18 protein-coding genes and 1 other RNA gene are annotated in these 19977 nt (G+C 59.0%); 12 read left to right on the top strand and 7 right to left on the bottom strand.

Going from position 1 to position 19977, the window contains the following annotated elements:
* The 3 genes from L8V22_RS04025 to L8V22_RS04015 form a co-directional block, all read right to left on the bottom strand.
* The coding region (locus L8V22_RS04025) for a transposase (protein ID WP_269966404.1) at positions 1 to 312 on the bottom strand (312 nt) is incomplete at its 3' end.
* Positions 313 to 800: 488 nt separating this feature from the next.
* Positions 801 to 1841 carry an SURF1 family cytochrome oxidase biogenesis protein gene (locus L8V22_RS04020; RefSeq protein ID WP_238799350.1) on the bottom strand — a complete coding sequence of 347 codons (1041 nt, stop codon included), beginning with the start codon at positions 1839 to 1841 and terminating at the stop codon, positions 801 to 803.
* A 10-nt stretch (positions 1842 to 1851) separates the two neighbouring features.
* Complete coding sequence (locus L8V22_RS04015; RefSeq protein WP_238799351.1) at positions 1852 to 2343, bottom strand: low molecular weight protein-tyrosine-phosphatase; 492 nt, start codon at positions 2341 to 2343, stop codon at positions 1852 to 1854.
* A 95-nt stretch (positions 2344 to 2438) separates the two neighbouring features.
* Here L8V22_RS04015 and L8V22_RS04010 point away from each other — a divergent pair, with 95 nt between their 5' ends.
* From L8V22_RS04010 to L8V22_RS03990, 5 genes are all read left to right on the top strand, one after another.
* On the top strand, positions 2439 to 3578 hold the full coding sequence (locus tag L8V22_RS04010) for a Nif3-like dinuclear metal center hexameric protein (RefSeq protein WP_269966403.1): 1140 nt from the start codon (positions 2439 to 2441) through the stop codon (positions 3576 to 3578).
* Positions 3579 to 4295 (top strand): zinc ribbon domain-containing protein, encoded by a 717-nt coding sequence (locus L8V22_RS04005; RefSeq protein WP_238799353.1) that lies wholly within the window; start codon positions 3579 to 3581, stop codon positions 4293 to 4295.
* On the top strand, positions 4295 to 5428 hold the full coding sequence (locus tag L8V22_RS04000) for a bifunctional RNase H/acid phosphatase (protein ID WP_238799354.1): 1134 nt from the start codon (positions 4295 to 4297) through the stop codon (positions 5426 to 5428). Before L8V22_RS04005 ends, L8V22_RS04000 begins: the two co-directional genes overlap by 1 nt.
* Positions 5429 to 5443: 15 nt before the next feature.
* An RNA gene (gene rnpB / locus L8V22_RS03995) (RNase P RNA component class A) lies at positions 5444 to 5893 on the top strand.
* A 25-nt stretch (positions 5894 to 5918) separates the two neighbouring features.
* Complete coding sequence (locus tag L8V22_RS03990) at positions 5919 to 7313, top strand: RNB domain-containing ribonuclease (protein WP_238799355.1); 1395 nt, start codon at positions 5919 to 5921, stop codon at positions 7311 to 7313.
* Between the two features lie 12 nt (positions 7314 to 7325).
* Here L8V22_RS03990 and L8V22_RS03985 read toward each other — a convergent pair whose 3' ends face one another.
* Positions 7326 to 8600 (bottom strand): galactokinase family protein, encoded by a 1275-nt coding sequence (locus L8V22_RS03985; RefSeq protein WP_238799356.1) that lies wholly within the window; start codon positions 8598 to 8600, stop codon positions 7326 to 7328.
* 259 nt (positions 8601 to 8859) lie between these two features.
* Here L8V22_RS03985 and L8V22_RS03980 point away from each other — a divergent pair, with 259 nt between their 5' ends.
* Complete coding sequence (locus tag L8V22_RS03980; protein WP_238799357.1) at positions 8860 to 9048, top strand: hypothetical protein; 189 nt, start codon at positions 8860 to 8862, stop codon at positions 9046 to 9048.
* A gap of 59 nt (positions 9049 to 9107) precedes the next feature.
* Here the strand turns inward: L8V22_RS03980 and L8V22_RS03975 are convergent, their stop codons facing one another.
* Positions 9108 to 10844 carry a CYTH and CHAD domain-containing protein gene (locus tag L8V22_RS03975; protein WP_238799358.1) on the bottom strand — a complete coding sequence of 579 codons (1737 nt, stop codon included), beginning with the start codon at positions 10842 to 10844 and terminating at the stop codon, positions 9108 to 9110.
* A gap of 135 nt (positions 10845 to 10979) precedes the next feature.
* Complete coding sequence (locus L8V22_RS03970) at positions 10980 to 12038, bottom strand: DUF2786 domain-containing protein (protein ID WP_238799359.1); 1059 nt, start codon at positions 12036 to 12038, stop codon at positions 10980 to 10982.
* A 192-nt stretch (positions 12039 to 12230) separates the two neighbouring features.
* Here L8V22_RS03970 and L8V22_RS03965 point away from each other — a divergent pair, with 192 nt between their 5' ends.
* From L8V22_RS03965 to L8V22_RS03940, 6 genes are all read left to right on the top strand, one after another.
* Complete coding sequence (locus L8V22_RS03965) at positions 12231 to 13568, top strand: glutamine synthetase family protein (RefSeq protein ID WP_238799360.1); 1338 nt, start codon at positions 12231 to 12233, stop codon at positions 13566 to 13568.
* A gap of 7 nt (positions 13569 to 13575) precedes the next feature.
* The gene (locus L8V22_RS03960) at positions 13576 to 16647 is read left to right on the top strand and encodes a bifunctional [glutamine synthetase] adenylyltransferase/[glutamine synthetase]-adenylyl-L-tyrosine phosphorylase (protein WP_238799361.1); all 3072 of its coding nucleotides are present in this window, start codon (positions 13576 to 13578) and stop codon (positions 16645 to 16647) included.
* Positions 16648 to 16744: 97 nt separating this feature from the next.
* Positions 16745 to 17089 carry a hypothetical protein gene (locus L8V22_RS03955; protein WP_238799362.1) on the top strand — a complete coding sequence of 115 codons (345 nt, stop codon included), beginning with the start codon at positions 16745 to 16747 and terminating at the stop codon, positions 17087 to 17089.
* Positions 17082 to 17549: a hypothetical protein gene (locus tag L8V22_RS03950; protein ID WP_238799363.1), complete on the top strand. Its 468-nt coding sequence runs from the start codon at positions 17082 to 17084 to the stop codon at positions 17547 to 17549. The genes L8V22_RS03955 and L8V22_RS03950 overlap by 8 nt, the downstream gene beginning before the upstream one ends.
* A gap of 143 nt (positions 17550 to 17692) precedes the next feature.
* A complete protein-coding gene (locus tag L8V22_RS03945; protein ID WP_238799364.1) occupies positions 17693 to 17911 on the top strand; it encodes a hypothetical protein in 219 nt (72 codons plus the stop codon).
* A gap of 10 nt (positions 17912 to 17921) precedes the next feature.
* The gene (locus tag L8V22_RS03940; RefSeq protein WP_269966402.1) at positions 17922 to 18629 is read left to right on the top strand and encodes an AAA family ATPase; all 708 of its coding nucleotides are present in this window, start codon (positions 17922 to 17924) and stop codon (positions 18627 to 18629) included.
* A 14-nt stretch (positions 18630 to 18643) separates the two neighbouring features.
* Here L8V22_RS03940 and L8V22_RS03935 read toward each other — a convergent pair whose 3' ends face one another.
* Positions 18644 to 19951, bottom strand: a complete 1308-nt coding sequence (locus L8V22_RS03935; RefSeq protein ID WP_238799366.1) for an MFS transporter — start codon at positions 19949 to 19951, stop codon at positions 18644 to 18646.
* Positions 19952 to 19977: the final 26 nt, after the last annotated feature.

Below are 19977 nucleotides of genomic sequence, written 5' to 3'. Positions count from 1 at the left end.
AGGGACCATAGTCGGCAAGAATGTTCCCGCCCGATCTCTCGGCACATCAACGGTTACCGGCCCGTAGTTAGAATCCACGGTCTTTGGATACGTTCCGTTGCGGTGATTGTCTGTCCCAGCTGCAGCTTTGCCGTTCCTGTCGCCAGACTCGTAGCCTAGGTGGGCATCCATCTCGGCATTCAAACCCCTAGTAATCGAGGCTTGCAGCATGCCCCGAACCAGGTCGTTGGCATCCGTTGTTGACGTGCCTAGGTCGTCAATTAGTTTTGCGATTCCAGGGTTAGCAAGAAGCTTCTGTTCAATCGCATCAATCTTGGCTTTATCAGCTTAGATCTCGTCTCGCCACAGTAGTCATTCTGGTCCATCTCCTTGTGCAGGTTAGGTGCCCACACACAAACCATCAGACACTCTCATCGTTGGCGTCCAGCACTCGTTTTTCCGTGTTTGGTACATGCCCCGCTGTAGACGGGGCATCGAGGATGATTTTTACTCATCCCCTCATCGTGAACCTAGGTTCCTAGCACACCGGCATGCCTTTGGCGGTATTTCATGGACGAAGCTGGGATATCCCTCCGAATAAGTGAAATATTCCTAATATCAGCACGCCAAACCGACTAACCAAATAATCTCACCAACACATCCTGCCGTTTAGGCCGCGCTTGTGGGCCAACTTTCGGCCACGTTGTGCGTGGCAGTTGGGGAAGTAGTCTCTTTAGCGTGGCTGCTTCTTGGGCTTCGGCTAAGTACTTAGGCCCTTCGGCCAATCATTTAGCCTTCGACTAAGACCGCACGTTGCCGGCTTAGTAGCGCTCGCGGCGGCGCTTGTTTAGCTTGGCGTAGTGATCTGGCTTTGAATCGCCATAGCGCGAGCGGTTGCGGCGGCTGGCGGCATGTGAGGAAGACGCGGCAGGAACGGCTGCAGCGTTTTCTGTGGTGCCGTCTGCCGAGTCATCTGCGGCGATGTGGCCGTCATGCTGAGAGCGTTTAGGAGAGGGGGCTTCTGCGGGCACGGAGTCCGCACTGGGGGCGCTGGCAGGCCCGGATGGGGTACCGGCGGGCTCGGATGGGGAAGAGGCATCGGCGTCGAGGGAGGCGAGGGCCTCTTCCTCTTCACGCAGGCGGCGGCGCTCACGGATTTCGGACCACACGAAGTATCCCAAACCCAGCGGGGCCATGATGCCAAAGGCAATCCATTGGTAGCCATAGGAGAGGTGATTGCCGCGGTCGAGCTGCGGGATGGGCATGGGGTTAAGCACGCCGGGCTGGTCGGAGGAAAGCTGGATGTAATCGTGGGCCAAGGGGGCATCGATAAGCGAGGCAATTTGCTCCGTGTGGAGGGAGTAGACCTGCTGGTAGCCTTCCTGCTTAATGGGGGCAGACTGGTGCTGAGCCTCGTCGGCGCGGATCATGCCGGTCAAAGTCGTTTCGCCAGAAGGGGCGGCGGGAATATCCGGCACAGCGTTGGCCTCACCGGCTTTGACCCAGCCGCGGTTGACCAAGATGGTCAGCCCGGAATCGGTACGGAAGGGGACTAAGGACTGGTAAGACGGGCCGGAGTCGACTGGACGCAGGCGCAGCAGGACTTCATCCTGCGGCAGGTAATGGCCGTGGAGGGTGGCGCGGGACCACTCATCGTCTTTGATAGCGCCGTGGTCATCCACGAGGTCTTCCACTGGCTGGGGATCTGCCTCATAGGCGTGGGTGATGAGCTCGTTGCGTTCCACAATGTCATCGTCCTTGCCAAGCTGCCACGGGGCAAGGACGGTAAAAGCGAGGTAGGAAAAGGCCACGACGAACAGCAGCAGTAGAACCCAACCTGGCTTAAGGAACGTCTTTAGCATGGGGCCTAGTTTAGTCGTGGTGAGCGCGAATCCAATCCAGCAGGCCCGGTACGGAAGCCTCGATATTCTTGCGGGTGGTCTCGAAATCCGCTGCGGAACCGTAATACGGGTCTGCCACGTCCGCCTCTTCCGGGGAGTTGGGGTCGAAGCTGCGCATCAAGCGGATCTTGTCAGACTCGATGCCGTGCTCAATGAGGGCCTCGCGGTGGCCTTTATCCATAGCGATGAAGAGATCCGCATCCATGTGCTCGGCGCCCAGCTTGGCCGCACGGTGGGAACCGCCATCGTGGCCGCCGCGGCGCAGCTCGGCAATCGTGCGCTCGTCCGCGCCCTGGCCTACATGCCAGCCGCCGAGACCGCAGGAGTCCACGGTGGCGACGAGGTCTAGCATGTTCTTTTCCATTTCATCGCGCACGATGATTTCTGCCATAGGGGAGCGGCAGATATTTCCGGTGCAAACAAAGACGAGGTAGAGGCCGGAGCGAGTATCGGATTCGGTCATGCGGAAAACCCCTTCGCGCGAATAGTACTGTGGTGCGGAAGATAGGATATAGCAGTAGTAACTATTCCATGAAACGAGCATAAAGGAGCACCTCCATGTCCGCTGTGAGCGTGGGCGATGTCCGCCGCGTACTCGATGAGGCCTACCCGCCGCATTTGGCGGAAAAGTGGGACGCCGTAGGGCTTATCTGCGGCGATCCGGCTGCGGAGGTTAAGCGCGTGGCTTTTGCCCTGGACTGCACCCTGGCGGTAGCCGAGCGGGCGGTAGAACTCGGCGCCGATATGCTCGTGGTCCACCATCCATTGCTATTGCGTGGGGTGGAGTCCGTGGCGGCCGATACGCCCAAGGGTAAGGTCGTGCACACGCTGCTGAGCAATGGTGTCGCGCTTTTTGCGGCTCATACCAATGCCGATAAGGCGCGGCCGGGTGTCAACGATAAGCTCGCGGAGCTGGTGGGCATTAACCCTGGTCGGCCCATCGTGCCGGAGCTGGAAAGCGTAGATAAGTGGGGCGTGCACGTGCCCGTTGTTGCGGCAGAGGAGGTAAAGCAGGCGCTTTTCGACGCCGGCGCAGGCCACATCGGCGCCTACTCCCACTGCTCTTTCGATATCGCGGGCACAGGCCAATTCCAGCCGGAAGAGGGAGCAAACCCGGCGGAGGGAGAAATTGGTGCCCTGCACCGCGGCGAGGAAATCCGCGTCGAGTTCGTCGCGCCGGCTGCGCTTCGGTCCGCCTTGTTGCAGGCCCTGCACGCCGCGCACCCTTATGAAGCACCGGCCTATGACATTGTGGAAACCGCTGGCCACCAAGACCTGGATAAGGCGCTCGGCCTCGGACGCGTGGGAGAGCTGCCACAGGAAATGACCCTGCGTGAATTTACCCAGCAGGTGGCTAACGCCTTGCCGGAGACCGCCTGGGGTATTCGCGCCGCCGGTGATCCGGAACAAAAGGTGCGTACCGTAGCGGTTTCTTCCGGTTCTGGAGATTCCTTCCTTTCTGCGGCCGCAAAGCTGGGCGTGGATGTGTACGTCACCTCGGATCTGCGCCACCACCCAGTGGATGAGCATCTACGCGCCGGCGGCCCGGCGGTCATCGATACCGCCCACTGGGCCAGCGAATTTCCGTGGACGGCCCAGGCGCGCGATATCGTAGAGGATGCTTTAGAACTGGATACGGAAATTATCAGCCTGCGCACCGACCCGTGGACTATCTCTGCGCACCCAAAGGAGTCATAAGTGAAACTATCGCAAGAACTACAGCCGGTACTGCTGGAGCTGGCCAACCTGGAACGCTCGCAAGGCCATGGCGCGAAGAAGGAAATCCCGGAACAAGCCGAGTATGACAAGGCTAAAGAAGAACACAAGCGCCTGCTGGATGCTTCCGGCTCTGCACAGATGGCCGTCGATGACATGGAGACTGAAATCCTGCGCATCCAATCCGATGAGAGCAAGCTGCGCCAGCGCGAGCGCGATGATAAGCGCCAGCTAGGCGCTGCTGTAGATCCAGAAACGCGCAAGGACCTAGAGCACGATCTCTACGCCGCCAAGTCCCGCATCGCGGACCTCATGAGCGAGCTGCAAGAAGCCCATAATGAGGTGCACGCGCTGCGCTCCAATCTGGACGTACACGGTGCGCGCGTTTCTGATTCCGAGCGCAAACTGGAAAAACTGCGTCGTGCGGCCGAGGCGGCTAAGGATGCGGCCGCTAACCAGGAAGACCCAGCCGTGCGCATCGGCGAGCTGCGCGATCAGCTACCTGCCGGGGTACTGAGCGAGTACGATACCCAGCGCGAGGAAAACGGCGTGGGCGCCGCCCAGTTCAAGGCCAACCGCGCTTGTGGCGGCTGCTTTATTGTCCTGCCGCCAGCGGAGCAAAACGCCGTGCGCAATGCTCCGGCCGATGAATTGCCGCAGTGCGGCGATTGCGGCTCCTACCTGGTGCGTTTGGTCTAATGAAGGTCATCATCTACGCCGATGGCGGCTCCCGCGGCAACCCCGGAGTCGCCGGTTCGGGCACCGTAATCTATGACGGCAACGGCCAGCGTATCCTGCGCGAGATTGTCTATGTGGTAGGCACCAAGTCCACCAATAACGTTGCTGAGTACAACGGTCTATTGCGCGGCTTGGAAGCGGCCACCGAGATGGGCGCTACCGAAGTGGAGTTCCACATGGACTCCAAGCTGGTGGTGGAACAGATCAACGGCCGCTGGAAGATCAAGCACCCTGACATGCAGAAGCTGGCGCTGCGCGCCCGCGAATATATCAATGGCTTTTCTTCCTTTAGCTTGGATTGGGTGCCACGCGCTAAGAATAAGGTGGCAGACGCCTTATCCAATGACGCCATGAATGCCGCGGCCGCCGGACATCCCGAAGGCATCGTTGCTGGTGAGAAAGATACCGCCGAACCGGCAAAGGCCACGGAAGAAGACACGACTGCGCCGCATCCTACCGATTGGCTAGGCGACCGCGGGCCTATCACCCGTTTTGTCCTGCTGCGCCACGGACAGACAGAGATGGCGGCCGCTAAGCAGTACTCCGGGCGTGCCAATCCTGGGCTGACACAGCTCGGGCAAAAGCAGGCGCTGGCCGCTGCCCAAGCGCTTGCCGACGCCCACTTTGACGCCATTGTCTGCTCCCCCCTGCGCCGCTGCCAGGAGACTGCGGCGGCCGTGGCCAATGGCCGCGATATCGAGGTAGAGACCGTGGAAGGCCTCATCGAGGTAGACTTCGGAGCCTGGGAAGGAAAAACTGCGGCCGAGGCCCACCAGCGCGATCCGGAACTGCACGAAGAATGGCTGCATGATGCGAGCGTCGCCTGTCCGGGCGGCGAATCGCTGCAGGCGGTCAACCGCCGCGTGCGCACCACCCGTAAGAAGCTGCAGGAGCGTTTTGCGGGCAAGACCGTTTTAGTAGTCAGCCACGTTAACCCAATTAAGTCCTTTATCCGCCAGGCGCTCGACGCCGGGCCGGCTACCTTTGGACATCTCTTCCTCGATCTGGCTGCCATTTCGCAGGTGGAATTTTGGGAAGGTGGCTCTATGGTGCATGGATTTAACGATGTGGGCCACCTGGAGGGCCTGCGCTAGAATAAGGAACGCGAATGAGCCGGCCGGGTGATCGCGTCGCTGCAAACGGGTAGCCAAGTGCTGCCACGTGGGCGCCGAGGAAAGTCCGGACTCCATAGAGCACGGTGGTTGCTAACGGCAACCCGGGGAAACCCGCGGGCAAGTGCAACAGAAAGTAGACCGCCTTGTGTCTGCACTTGGGCTTCGTCCCAAGGTGGAACATCAAGGTAAGGGTGAAACGGTGCGTTAAGAGCGCACCAGCACCGTCAGTGATGGCGGTGGCTGGGTAAACCCCACCGGGAGCAAGGCATCACGGCCCCGCCACGTTGCGGGGCCCGATCAGGCGTTTTAAGGCTGCTCGCTCGAGCCTGAAGGTAGCTGCTGGAACCAACTGGCAACGGTTGGTCTAGATGGATGTTCACCGCGCGGCGCTCCTGTGCGAGTGTCGCGGTTAGACAGAATCCGGCTTATAGGCCGGCTCATTCGCCCCAATACGTTTATGGTGGTGGACATGAAGCTCTACGCCGCCCCGCTTGATTTCCGCGCCGTTGCCGCAGAATTTTCAGTAGCCACTGATTTCCCAGCCGAGGTCACCGACCAGGCCGCCCGCGCGCAGGACCGCTCTGCCGACTCGCGCCGCGACGCCCGCGATATTCCTTTCGTAACCCTCGATCCCGCCGGCTCCATGGATTTGGATCAGGCAGTCTGTATCGAGCAACGCGAGCGCGGATACCGCGTCTTTTATGCCATCGCAGACGTAGCCGCTTTTATCGAGCCCGGCAGCGAGCTAGAGCGCGAATCCTTCCGCCGCGGCCAGACCATCTATCTTCCCGATGAGCCCGCGCGCTTGCATCCACCCGAGCTTTCAGAAGACCGTGCCTCGCTCCTTCCAGGCACCGATAAGCCGGCCGTGTTGTGGACCTTTGACCTTGATGGCAACGGCGAGGTGGAGTCCTTTCACGTAGAGCGCGCGATTATCTATTCTCAGGCTCGGCTGGACTATGAGGGTGCACACGCGGATTTAGCGGCCGGAAAGCTCCATCCGTCGATTGCGCTGCTGCCGGAGGTAGGCCAGCTGCGCCAAGAATCCTCCCTACGCCGCGAGGCCATCTCTCTGCGCCTGCCCTCCCAGCGGGTGGTAGAAAATGCTGACGGCACCTTTGAGCTCATTATCGAGCCTCGTTATGAGGTCATGGACTATAACTCGGAGATTTCTCTGCTCGCTGGCATGTGCGCGGGACGCCTTATGCAGGAAGCGGGCGTGGGCTTCTTGCGCACCCTGCCCGAGGCAGAGTCGGACCATGAACGCCAATTCCGCGCCGAGGCCCAAGCCCTAGGCTTTGCGCTTGGCGATGCCCCCATTCCCCAGTTCCTCCTTACCGTCGACGCCGATTCCCCACGCGGCATGGCGGTCATGCGCGAAGCCCAAAGCCTCCTGCGCGGTGCCGATTATGCCTGGTTGGGCGAGCAGGAAGCACAGGTCCATGCCGGTATTGGAGGCTATTATGCCCACGTCACCGCGCCGTTGCGACGCCTATCCGATAGGTTCGCCACGGAAGTTTGCCTAGCCCTGTGCGGTGAGTACGAGGTTCCTAAGTGGGTGACAGGCAGCGCCACCGAAGTCATCGGGGCGATGCGCTCGACATCGCAGCTCGCCTCTCAAGTGGATAAGGCCTGCCTAAACCTGACTGAGGCCACGGTGCTGCATCCTTGGCTTGGTACCAACTTTTCAGCCACCGTTGTGCGCGGCGATCCGCAGAAGGATAAGGCACGGATTTTTGTTCCGGAACCACCTGTCTTTGCCCATTGTGTGGGCGCGCCAGAAACCGGCAGTGAAACCACCGTTTCGTTGGTGACAGCGGATACCGATTCGCGCGAGGTGCGCTTTGCCTGGCCGGCCGATTAACCGGTGAGGCTCCTAGTTTTCGCCGCGTGCGGCCTCGCCTGGCTGTAGTTCGACTACGAGCAGGCCATCCTCTGCCAAATCGGCGGCGAAGTTATGTGCGTTTTTCGCTGGTACATAGGCGATGACCGCGTTTGAGGTGCCCGCATGTGCCGAGCGTCCCGCCACGGCGCCGCGAACCGTGACCAGCTCGGCGAGCTTTTCCGCCGAATCCAAGCCGTAGATATTGGCCAGAGAGGACTGTGACTGCAGCAGGATAGGGAAGAGTTCCGCGCCGCGATGCGAGCGCAGGCAACGCGCAAACCTCTCTACCCGTTGGGTTTCTTCCTCATAGAAAGCCATCCACTCTGTGGCGGCGCTAATGCTCGGGCGGCCCTCCTCGCCGTAGACCTTATGGACGGCCTTGAGCCAGTCAAGGACGCGCTGTTGGGCGTCGGGAAGCAGGCGCAGCGAATCAGTGCCAAAGGAATGGCAGGCATCATCGATGAAACGCTGGCGTTGGCGAATATCGGTGATGGCCATATCTTCCTGCGCGGAAAAATCTTCCGGCACGGCCACCGCGAAAGCAGCCATCTCGCGGCCCACTACGTGCGGGGCGTGGGTGACAGAGCTATCGGCGTAGTCGATGATGCACACGCCTTCACCCGTGCTGCGCAGAGCAGCGCCATGGCGAGCACGCAGCGGCGGCCGCGCAGCAAAGGTTGTAACTGCCTGGGTGCATACATCCGCCACCCGGGCCCTAAGCGGCGCATCGAGGTCTGCATCCGCACCCATAAGTGCCAGCGCTACCGCGACGTCCGCAGCGGCATCGGCACCCAAGCCCGCACCTTCCGGAATATCGGAGGCGATGGTGATATCCGCACCGGCTGTCTCGCGGGAGAGCAATTGGCGATTGATCATGGTGTGGACAATGCCGCCGATGCGGGCGGCCAACCCACCTTGTGGCGCCGGTGGAATAACTGGTTGCCCCTCCTCATCCGTGGTGGGCTGTTGGCCCGTCGCCAGCTCTGCCAGCGCCTGCAGGCTAATCGAATCATGTGCGGTCTCACCTTGTGTCGGGTGGAAATGCACCGCTACCACGCCATCGGTGCGCGGGCTTACCGCGGCAGCAGCGCGCAGCTTACTCACGCACATGGCGACAATGCCGCCAAAGTGATCAATGTGTTCACCAATGAGGGACCACGTTGCCGGCGCGCTGGCGCAATGAGTTGGAGCGCTGCCCGTGAGTTCGGTATGTGCTTGGGCGGCGCGCTCGGCTACAGGCTCGGCTGGCGTTGACCACAGTGGCATGGGTGCTAAAGCTCCTTTTCCAGGTTCTGGGACCAGTAGTCTTCGTTGCTCCTCGCACGCGGTGGTGCGCTTTAGGCAACGAACGCCCGCCACCTTCTGGCGCGGTGACGGGGAATACGACTTGGATTCGTATAAAAGAATTGTGCTGCCCCATATTCTAGCGGGCATCGGTGAGACAGCGTGGGTAGTGTGGGCACAAACCATATCAGCGGCAGCGCTTGGCCGGTGTTGCTGATGCTACGACAGGAAGGAAAGTTTAATGAGCGATGCAGACCAGAAATGGTTCTTTGATCCAGCCACCAAGGAAGTCAGCCAAGGCAAGACCTCTGGCTGGGAAAACCGAATGGGCCCGTATGACACTCGCGAAGAGGCAGAAAACGCCATCGAAATAGCTCAAGCCCGCAATGATGCAGCAGACGCTGCAGACGAAGAAGATGACTGGAAGTAGCTAATCCCAGCCATCTTTTCCTCAGCCGCGTTTCCTCGGTTTATACCCGAGAGACGTGGCTATTTTAGTTTCTTACGCAGTGGCTTAAACGCGGCCTTGATGTCCTTGAAAGACTCAGCGTAATCGTCCAGAGCCTGCAAACCGATGGTGCGCTCGCGCTGGTAAAGCAGACCGTAGCCGAAGGTATTTTCACCGCGACGGCGAGCGGACTCTGCTAGCTCGAGTAGCTTATCGCGCGAGGTCACAGAATCCTGGAAATCTCCGAGCACCGATTGCATCTGCTTGCAGGCCTTGTAGAGGCGCTTGGTTTTGAGATTGGTAGCAGAACCGGCTGCCTCTGCTGCATAGCGCAGTTTCTTTGCTGCCTTGCGCATATCGTGGAAATAGTCCTCGCGCTCGTGCAAAGAAAGCTCCTGGTTATCCCAGTTCTCCACGGCCTTCTTATGGCGCTTGACCAGTTTGTTATAGGCCTTTTCTAGGTGCTGCGCCATCACAGTATCCATGTCCGCGGACTGGTCCTTGGACGCCTTTTTCTCCGGCTTCTTTTCGGCCTTGTCTGCGGCAGGAGCGTCATCCTCGCCAGCCTCGGAAGCAGCAGGGGCGCCTTCTTCCGTAGTGGACTGTTCTTCTGTCTGTTCCGCGGTGCTTACTGCCGGAGAAGATTCCTCTTGTTTATCGGCCGTTGGTGGATCTGCCAGCAGGCGGTCAAGGGACTCCAGTAGCTCGAGGTAGCGCTCGGAATCAAGAGCTGCGATAACGCGGCGGTGCGCACGGCGGTAAGCGTTGCCCATATCCTGTGCGATGTGCTGGCGGGTGGAGTCATCCAAGGTGTCAGAATCTTCGGATTCCAACAGCTTCTGCCAGCGTTCTTCAACAACTTCTGCATCGCGAGCAACGCCCAAAATTCCGGCAAGCTCCTTGAGATCGGCTTCAATCTTTTCGATTTCTGGGCCGACCACAATGCCGTGGAAGGTCTGCAGGTGGCTGCGCAGCTCGCGGGTAGCCACACGCATCTGGTGAACCGAGTCCCACTCATCGCGGCGCACACGTGGGTCATAATCAACCAGCTTGTCGCGGTTGGCTTGAAGCGCGGTGATTACGGCGGCGGCAGGGGAGTCTGGGTCCACATCGGGTGCTACCAGGGCTGGAGGGAGAGGAGCGTTGGAGTAGGAATCACCCAGGGCGGACTTCAGCTTCGATGGGGAAGAAGATACGCGCGCGCCGGCACCGATAAGCAGGGAGGTAGCACGGCGAATGAATTGCGTTCCTTCCTTAGTGCCGGGAAGCTCACCAGCAAGCTCTACCTCCCACTCGCGCCAGGATTGTTGCTGGCCGCCGGGAAGGAAGGAAAAGGCGGTGACGTGATCATCGCAGAACTCTGCTACAGGTTTATTATCGGCATCCGCCAAGACCATCTCGGTGCGCTTGTTATCTACCTGCGCAATCGGGGAGAGCTCGTTGTGCCGGATAATGGAGCGAACTTGGTGCAATAGCTCTGCTGGAACTTCGTAACGGCCATCGACTGGCTCTCCCAGCTCAGCGTGGATTTCGGTACGACCGGCCTCACTAGGAATTTTGATGTGCCAGCCATCATCATTGCCACCGGTGCGGCGGCGGAGGGTGATCTTAGCGTGAGTGAGACGGAGGTCTTCGGTGTCGTAGTAGATGGCAGAAAGCGCATGGTGGCGCGTGTCTGCAACGTGGTCAACTCCCTCGAGGCGGGTCAGTTCAGGGAGCTGAGTGGACTCGGCTACGGAGAATTTCGCTTCAACTTCGAGAAAAGACTGTGTAGACATTCACGTACCTTTTACTTTCTAGACTAAATAAATCTCACCGGTAATCTTACCCGTTATAACCTGGCTGCGGTGCTACTCCTCGTCCCCGTTCGCTAGCAGGGAACGGGGAGGAAGAATAGTGCTGAGCAGGAAAAATTACTGCGTTATTTCTGGAACCGAACCGAGTCCTGAAGCGTCACCGCCTAGATGGGACCTATCGGCAGCGGCAATGCCATCGTTGATGCCGTGCAGGCTATTCATAGATAGCGACATCTCTGTCAGGTGCGGGAAAAGACGATTGCGGGTTTCGATAGCGTGATCAGTGCGTGCTTGCAGTGCGGGAAGGGTTTGGGAGACTACAGCCTCTGCGTGGTGTGCACAGTACTGCGACTCACGCAGGTTGTCTGTGATTCCATCCTCATTGGCTTGGGCTAGCAACTCGCCGATGCGGGCGGCATAGGACAGGCGGAAGCTGCGGCGATATGCGGCGGTGGAGCCGGTAGCGCGGGCGATTTCGGCGCCGTCGCCGTTGCGCATGAACCAATCGCATTGGCGGTTGAGGGAAGCAAAGAGGTCGGCGCAATGGGCGGCGTCGGCAGGAGCACCAATCACGCAGGCTAAGCCCTTGTCATGAATGAGGAGAGTGGTGCATCCATTGGCGTCGGAGATGGTGCTCAGCAGGGAAGCCTGATGCTTGATATAGGGCGGGTGTATATGCACGCGGTGGGAAATGAGATTGGGGAGCTCGGAAGTAAGCAGGTCCTCGATGCGATACTTTTGCTGCAGGGACTGCGCCTTGGAAATGAGAACCTCGGCCTCGTCTGCAAAGCTGGTGGACTCTGCTTTGCGCAGAAGGCCTAGAACCTTTTCCCGGATTTTGCGCTGCTTATCGCTAAGACCGTCTTCGCGTAGGGACTCGCCGGAAGCCAAAAGCTCAGTATCGCGCAGCCTAGGCAGGTGGATGAGCTCTTTGATAATGCCGCGCAGCTTGTCGCGGGGAATGAAGTTTTCCTGCGGAGGGGCCATTTGCAGCCAAGCTTTGCGCAGCGCAGGAGAGGTAATCCGTGCCGGAACATGTGGGCTAGCCCGGTAGATGATGGGGTAGGCGTGTGGACCTAAAACGTGTTCTAAATCCGCCGGCGCCCAACCGTGCTGAGCGGCAGTGATGAGGCGTTCGATTACATGAGCTGAAAGATCGTCACAATTAGTGGTCATAAGGCTTTGTCCTTTAACGGGTGTACGTGTGTTCGTTTGCCCATTTAGCAAAGCATGCGAATCTAGCGGCTTTTGGTGCAAAAGCCCCCACTAGCCACCCCCTAGATACTCTTGCCACCTGCGTATTTCGCCTTGGAAAAACTGTCGCATGAACTGTACATTCCTCGGGAGCAAGCCGGTAAGGTCTAAGGCATGAATAGCCAACACGAATTCGTCTTGCGCACCGTTGAGGAACGCGATATCCGCTTTATCCGTTTGTGGTTTACGGATATTTTGGGCGCCCTTAAATCCGTGGTCATGAGCCCGTCCGAGCTGGAATCGGCCTTTGAAGAAGGTGTTGGCTTCGATGGTTCTTCGGTGGAGGGCTTCTCCCGCATCTCTGAGTCTGACACCATTGCGCTGCCGGATCCTTCCACCTTCCAAATTCTGCCCTTCGATATGGATGAGCCGGATCTACAGTCGGCCCGCATGTTTTGCGATATTGCGCAGCCAGATGGCCAGCCCTCCATGGTGGATCCGCGTCATATCCTGCGCCGCCAGGTCACCGAGGCCGCAAACGATGGTTTTACTTGCATGGCCTCGCCAGAAATCGAGTTCTACCTTTTAGAGCGTGGCCGCGAACTCACAGACCTGGTACCGACCGATAACGGCGGCTATTTCGACCAAGCTACGCACGATACCGCCCCGCTTTTCCGACGGAAGGCGATGCTAGCGCTAGAATCGCTGGGAATTGCCACGGAGTTTAGCCACCATGAAACCGCACCGGGGCAGCAAGAAATTGACCTGCGCCATGCGGACGTGCTGACCATGGCCGATAGCATCATGACCTTCCGCCACGTCATCAAGCAGGTAGCAACCAACTCCAACGTGCGCGCCACCTTTATGCCCAAACCCTTCGAGCATCTACCAGGCTCTGGCATGCACACCCACTTAAGCCTTTTCGAAGGCCAATCCAATGCTTTCCACGATCCAGATGATGAATTTTCTTTGTCCGAAACAGGCCGGCAGTTCATCGCCGGCATCCTGGAGCACTCCACGGAGATGTCTGCGATAGTTAATCAGTGGACCAATTCCTATAAGCGCTTGATGTTCGGCAACGAGGCACCAGGTGCGGCTACTTGGGGTGTGTCTAATCGCTCGGCGCTGGTCCGCGTTCCCACCTACCGGCTTAACAAGGAAGAATCGCGCCGGGTAGAGATCCGCTCCATTGATGCTTCGATGAATCCGTACTTGGGATACGCGGTACTTTTGGCCGCCGGACTGCGAGGCATCCGGGAGGGCTATGAATTGGATGAGCCGGCCGAGGACGATGTCCACCAGCTCACCCGCCGTGAGCGCCGTGCGATGGGATATAAGGATCTACCCACCAGCCTGGATCAGGCTTTGCGCACATTTGAAAAATCCGAGTTCATGGCAGAGGTCTTGGGCGAGCACGTCTTTGAGTTCTTCCTGCGCTCCAAGTGGGATGAGTGGCATCATTATCAGAGCCAAATCACCACCTTTGAGCTGCGCAATAACCTGAACTTCTAGGAGAGTAATGCGTCCTGCTGCTGTGCCTTCACCGGCCATGCTTGGTCTCACCCGCCCGCACGCTGCCCAGGATATTGAGCATCTGGGCTGGAATAACCCAGAATCGGTCCATCTCCTGTGGACCCTTGCGGCCGTGGGCGATCCGGACTTGGCCCTTAATAACCTGATCCGCATCTATGAACACGCCCCAGAGCTTGATGAAGCCGTGCGCGCCAATGAAACGATGCGCGTGCGCCTATTTTCTTTGTTGGGTGCTTCGACTGCCTTTGGAGACCACCTCGCGGCGAACCCTGAGTTGTGGCGAGAGCTAGAAAAGCCTCTTCCGCAGCCCGCTGAGATGCTGCAGAGCTTGCTCGGTGTCGTCGATGCCCAGCCGGCAGATTTCGCGCATGACATTGACCGGCCCGATCCCGCACAAGAGGATCTGAGCGCGCCGGGCACCTATCGGGCCGGCAAGGGCGAGCATAAGCAGGCGCTGCGTACGACCTACCGCACCTTGATGATGCGCATTGCCGCCTGTGATGTGGCGGGCACTTTTCATGCGCGCAAGGGTCAAACTAGGTCTCAACCGGAGGTAGGATTCCGGCAGATTACAGCGTTGACCACCGCGCTTGCCGACGCCGCCTTGACCGCCTCTCTCGCCTGCGCCGTGCGTTCCATCTACGACGATGAACCTCTGGATGCACAGCTAGCCGTCATGGCGATGGGCAAATGCGGCGCCGGAGAGCTGAACTATATCTCCGATGTGGACGTCATCTTCGTCGGCAGCGAGGCAACCCCTCGGGCCACAAGGCTAGCGGCGGAGTTTAATCGCATTGGATCCACCACCTTCTTCGAGGTAGACGCGAATCTGCGCCCCGAAGGAAAATCGGGTGCCTTGGTACGCACTCTGGAATCACACGTGGCTTACTACAAACGGTGGGCGGAGACCTGGGAGTTCCAGGCGCTGCTCAAGGCGCGTGCGATGACGGGCTATCTCCCGCTGGGGCAGGACTATCTGGAACAAATCCGCCCGATGGTGTGGACGGCCTCGCAGCGCGAGTCCTTCGTCGAAGATGTGCAGGCCATGCGCCGCCGGGTACTGGCCAATGTTCCTGCAGAGCTCAAGCACCGTGAGCTGAAGCTCGGCGTGGGTGGCCTGCGCGATATCGAATTTGCCGTCCAGCTCTTGCAGTTGGTGCACGGGCGTTCCGATGAGACGCTGCGCGCGCTATCCACGGTGGAGGCGCTGGAGGCGCTGATTTCTGCGGGGTACGTCGGCCGCGAGGACGGCACGCAGCTCATTGAAGCCTATGAATTCCTGCGCCTTCTCGAACACCGTTTGCAGCTAGAGCGCTTCCGTCGCACGCACACACTGCCAGACAAGGACGACGAAGAGGGGATGAAGTGGCTAGCGCGCATCGCCGGCTTTTACCCGCAAGGGACCAAATCGGCCGCTGAGCGCATGCTGTCGCACCTGCGCCGAATTCGCCTGCGCATCTCCGAGCTGCACTCGCGCCTGTTTTATCGGCCGCTGCTTAACTCCGTGGTCACCATGTCCGCCGATGAGCTCAAGCTTTCGCCGGAGGCCGCCAAGCTGCAGCTGGCGGCGTTGGGCTATAACCACCCAGACCGCGCATTCGAGCACTTGACCTCCCTGGCAGCAGGAACCTCGCGCAAGGCCCGAATTCAGGCGATTTTGCTACCTACCTTGATGGAATGGCTAGCCGATACCGCAGATCCAGACATGGGCTTGTTGAACTACCGCAAGCTTTCGGAGGCCGCGAACGACAGGTCGTGGTTCTTGCGCATGCTGCGCGATGAAGGGATTGTGGGCCAGCGGCTCATGCACATTTTGGGTACCTCGCCGTTTACCGCAGACCTTGTTATTAGCGCGCCGGATTCGGTTAAGCAGCTTTCCGACGGCGCCACTGGCCCCAAACTATTAGAAACCAAGCCCGAACAGGTTTCCAAGGCGCTGGTTAATTCCAGCAAACGCCACGCCGACCCGGATAAGGCGGTGGCGGTGGCTCGTTCGCTGCGCCGGGTAGAGCTCGCTCGCATCGCTAGTGCGGACTTGCTGGGGTTTATGCCGGTCAAGCAGGTGTGCTATGAACTATCGACCATTTGGGATGCCGTGCTAGAGGCTGCACTTCGCGCCGAGGTGCGAGCGTGGCGTCTAGCGCACGAGGACGCGGAGCCGCCTGCGCGCATTGCCGTTATCGGTATGGGGCGACTAGGAGGCATGGAGCTGGGCTTCGGCTCAGATGCAGACGTGCTCGTGGTAGCAGAGCCCTCCGAACAGGCCGATGATTCTGGCGCGGAGGGGGAGGCGGTGAAGTGGGCTATCGGGATCGTCGATAAGCTCCGGCGCCGCCTGTCTAAACCCTCGGGTGATCCACCATTGGACGTCGATTTGGGCCTGCGCCCAGAGGGCCGCTCCGGTGCGGTGGTGCGCACCATTGCCTCCTATGAGCGCTACTACCGTGAGTGGGGCGAGTCCTGGGAGCTGCAGGCTTTGCTGCGCGCGGCCTTTGTGGCCGGTGACAAGGAGGTAGGTGAGCGTTTTATATCTATGGTTGATAGCTTCCGCTACCCAGAAGGCGGTGCCAGTGCATCGACCATCCGCGACATCCGGCGCATGAAGGCGCGCGTTGACAATGAGCGTTTGCCGCGCGGTGCAGACCGCAATACGCACACCAAGTTGGGTCGCGGCGCACTTACGGATATTGAATGGACCGTGCAGTTGCTTACCATGATGCATGCCCACGAGCATGCCGAGTTGCACGATCCGTCTACACTGCGCGTGCTCGACGCCTTGGAGGATGCCTCCATCCTGTCGTCTGAGCAGGTTTCAGACCTGCGCGAAGCTTGGCTTATGGCCACCGACGCTCGCAACGCACTAGTGCTCGTGCGCGGCAAGCGCGTGGACCAATTGCCTGGCCCAGGCCCACAGTTGGCCCAGGTGGCCGGCGCCGCTGGATGGCCACCGGAAGATAACCAGGAGTTTCTAGAAAATTATTTGAAACTAACCCGGCATGCCCGCAAGGTTGTAGATGAGGTCTTTTGGGGCGAGGAAGAATCCTTCGAGCATTCTTAGAGTTGCCCTTGAAAACCCCCGCTGCTTGCATTGTGGCCTTACTTTTTGCACTGCCGGACTCTAAAGTGGGATAGGAAAGAGAAAGGACTGGCTAGATATGTCTTTTAGACTGCAGCTTGATGTGGACAACGCTACGGTGGGCGAGCTATCTGCGCTGCTTTCCGCCGCGCGTGCCGCGGGCGTGCGCGACGGTGACGCCCTCCACCTTGATGGCACTACCTTCACCATCGAGGTCTCTGCTCCGCGAGAGGAAAAGCCGGCACCGCCGCGACCAGAATCAGCTCCGCAGAATCCTCGCCAGGCACCTCGCTCTTGGGCTCGCGCCGATCGCATCGGGGAAGCCACCATCCGTTCCATTATTGACGCCCTCAATGACCGCGGTGAGAACCCGCGGGGCAATGACTACGGCTCCTTTGGTGATGGTGCTGGTTACCATGGCTAAAATCAGCGGATCGCATCGACAGAAGCTCATCTACCTGTGGACTTTCGTAGCCGTGGCCGTCATTGTAGCCATCGCGGTAGGGGTATGGGCAACTAACCGCGGTAACCCGCCTAAGGGGACGATGACAGTCGGCGAGGCTGTCGCCGGTGGGGTGGTCCAAGAAGATATGCCCGCACAGGTCAACGGTGATATCAAGGACGATGATTCCACCGACGCTAACCGTGTAACTTCCCTTGCGAAGGCGCTGGGTATTCCTCTCAATTCTGTTCCGCGGGATATTACCCAAACTGAGAACGGAAAATCTGATGTTCGCGTCTACCTAGAGCGCGAGCTGAGCAGCGCGGTGGAAGCAGGTGACATCAGTGAGTCTGATGAAAAGGCGGTCCTTGTGGCCTTTGAGCGAGGACTTGTGATGCCGGCTAGCGATGGCATCGTCGCAGAAAGCTACCCGGCGAACTAGCCAGGCTTAACTGCGAACTGGGGATGAAAATTCAGGCAACCCGCAGCCGGACGGCATGGCCTTTGCAGTAACTCTTCCTAGGCTAAAACATCACAAATCGGTAACGGGCAGGGTGCTCGGCGCCGAAGCCTTTGGAGGAGACTATGACTTTCAAGACCACGCTATCGACCGCGGTGGGAGTAATCGCCGCCATCGCCATCCCCATTACCGGTGGGGTAGGGGTGGCCTATGCCGTCAATACCGTGCCGGCCGATACCATCGCCCAATCACTTCCCACGGGTAATTTGGCCGGCCACCTGAAAAACTTTGGTGCGGAAGCAACACGTGAAGATGCGCTGCGCGTATTGGATGAGCTGAATTAGCCTAGAGGCCATGCTGATCGATGCCCTAAGCCTGAAATTTAAGCCCGATGACTACAGGGCAGAGCTGCCTGTCTTCGATTATTTGGCCGATCTGGGCGTCTTTAAGCTGCGGAGTCCAGTAACTGTCTTCGTGGGGGAAAACGGCATTGGTAAATCTAGTTTGCTCGCCGGCATGGCCAGTGATTTGGGTTGCTCTCCCGAAGGTGGCCGGATGAGAGATCCTGATGAAATCTTTCCCCGCAGTCCTATTCGCTGTGTTACGGAGGAAGTTATCCAGCGCGCCTATTTCCTACGCGCTGAAAAACAAGAGCATCTGATTGCACGCGGAGATTCAGCGGCCGAACGCGCAGGCCGCTCCACCTTGTCCCAGAACGTGGATCTGTCTCGCCGCTCGCACGGACAATCCGTCTTCGACATGCTTTATGAGCACATAAACGGCCAAGGTGTATATGTTCTTGATGAGCCAGAATCTGGGCTTTCCGTTATCCGGCAGCTGGCGCTAGTGGGGGAAATAGCCCAAGCGGTTGAGAGAGGAGCGCAGGTAATCATAGCCACGCACTCACCAATTCTTTTGGCCTGCCCTGGGGCAGACATTGTGGAACTAAACGATACTGGCTTTGAGCGCATCGCCTTCGATGAGGCGGAAGCCGTGGCGGCTACCCGTGAGCTTTTAGCGGATCCTGAAGGAACCATCCGCTTTATTGTCAACCCCGAGTAACCAAGCTCTGGCCTTTAAGAAACCTCCACGATGGTGACAGAAGGCCCATCCTCGCCAGCGCGGCGCCGCAGGAAGTGGGTGACTACCACACCAATCATGCCGACCACCCACACGGCTAGCACCGCCGCGGAGGATGCAGTGAAATCCGGCATGGAGTAGTTAGGGGCAGCAGAGGAATGGTCCAGCACCATGCCGAAGAGCTGAGCGCCCAGCATGCCGGAGGTAAATCCGCCCATATTACCTAGGCCGGTTGCCGTGGCCACCACAGAGCGGTCCATGCGTTCGCGTACGATATCGAAACCATAATTGGCCGTTGGTGTGCATAGCGCGGTAACGAAGGACACCACCAAAATTGCGGCCAGGCCGCTGTCGGTGCCAAAGGCAAAGAAGATGAGCCAGGTCAATACGTGGACCGCTACAAATCCCAGGCTGAGCCACGGGCGGACATGCTGCGCGCGCGAAGAAATTTTGCCGTGCAGGGGGCCGACGAAGACCAAAAATACCGCCAGCAAGGTAAGCACCAGGCTGGACTTGGCCTTGGACATTTCCATCCCCTGAGTCATCATGGGCATGCCCCAAAGCATGACAAAGACGATGAGCGGGAGCATGCCGATGTAGTGGATGAAGTAGGCCTGCCATGCCACTGGGGAGCGGAATACCTTTTTCAGGCGAGCTGGGATGCTGGTGGCCTGCGAGTTGGGCGGTTCCTTTTCCACGGAGATAATTCCCAGCTTTTCCGGTGAATCTGCCACCGCCACAATCGCGGCGATGGCCACGAGAATCCCCACTGCGCCAAGGGTAACGAAAGCGGCGGTCCAGCCGGCCGCGCCCAGCAACCACAGGAAAGGTACTGCGGAGATGAACTGGCCCATTTGCCCCAGCGACGAGGTCACCTGGGTAAACATCGGGGTGCGGTGCAGCGGGAACCAGTAAGGAAGAATGCGCATCACGGAGAGAAACGCCGTGGCATCGCCTGCGCCAATGAGTACGCGGGCGGCAATGGCCACGCCATAGCTGGTGGTAAAGCCCAGTACTACTTGGCCTACGCCCATAATGACGGCACCGACCACCAGAAGTAGACGCGGGCCAAATTTATCGATCAAGATACCGGTGGGGATCTGGGCTAAGGCATATACGCCCAGCTGCACGGAGGTAAAGACCGCGATACGGCCGGCATCAACATCGAAGCGCTCAATTGCATCCAAGCCAGCAACGCCAAAAGAAGTGCGTCCGGTAATCGCTACGAGGTAGACCGCCATGGCGGCCACCCAAATGCCTAAAGCTTGAGTGGTAATGACTTCTCTGGGATTCGGCTGCGACATGGCTGATACCTTACGCTTTAACTACT

Source organism: Corynebacterium yonathiae, assembly GCF_027570195.1.
In the GTDB taxonomy this organism is placed as follows: domain Bacteria; phylum Actinomycetota; class Actinomycetes; order Mycobacteriales; family Mycobacteriaceae; genus Corynebacterium; species Corynebacterium yonathiae.
This window is presented reverse-complemented; position numbering and strand designations above follow the sequence as displayed.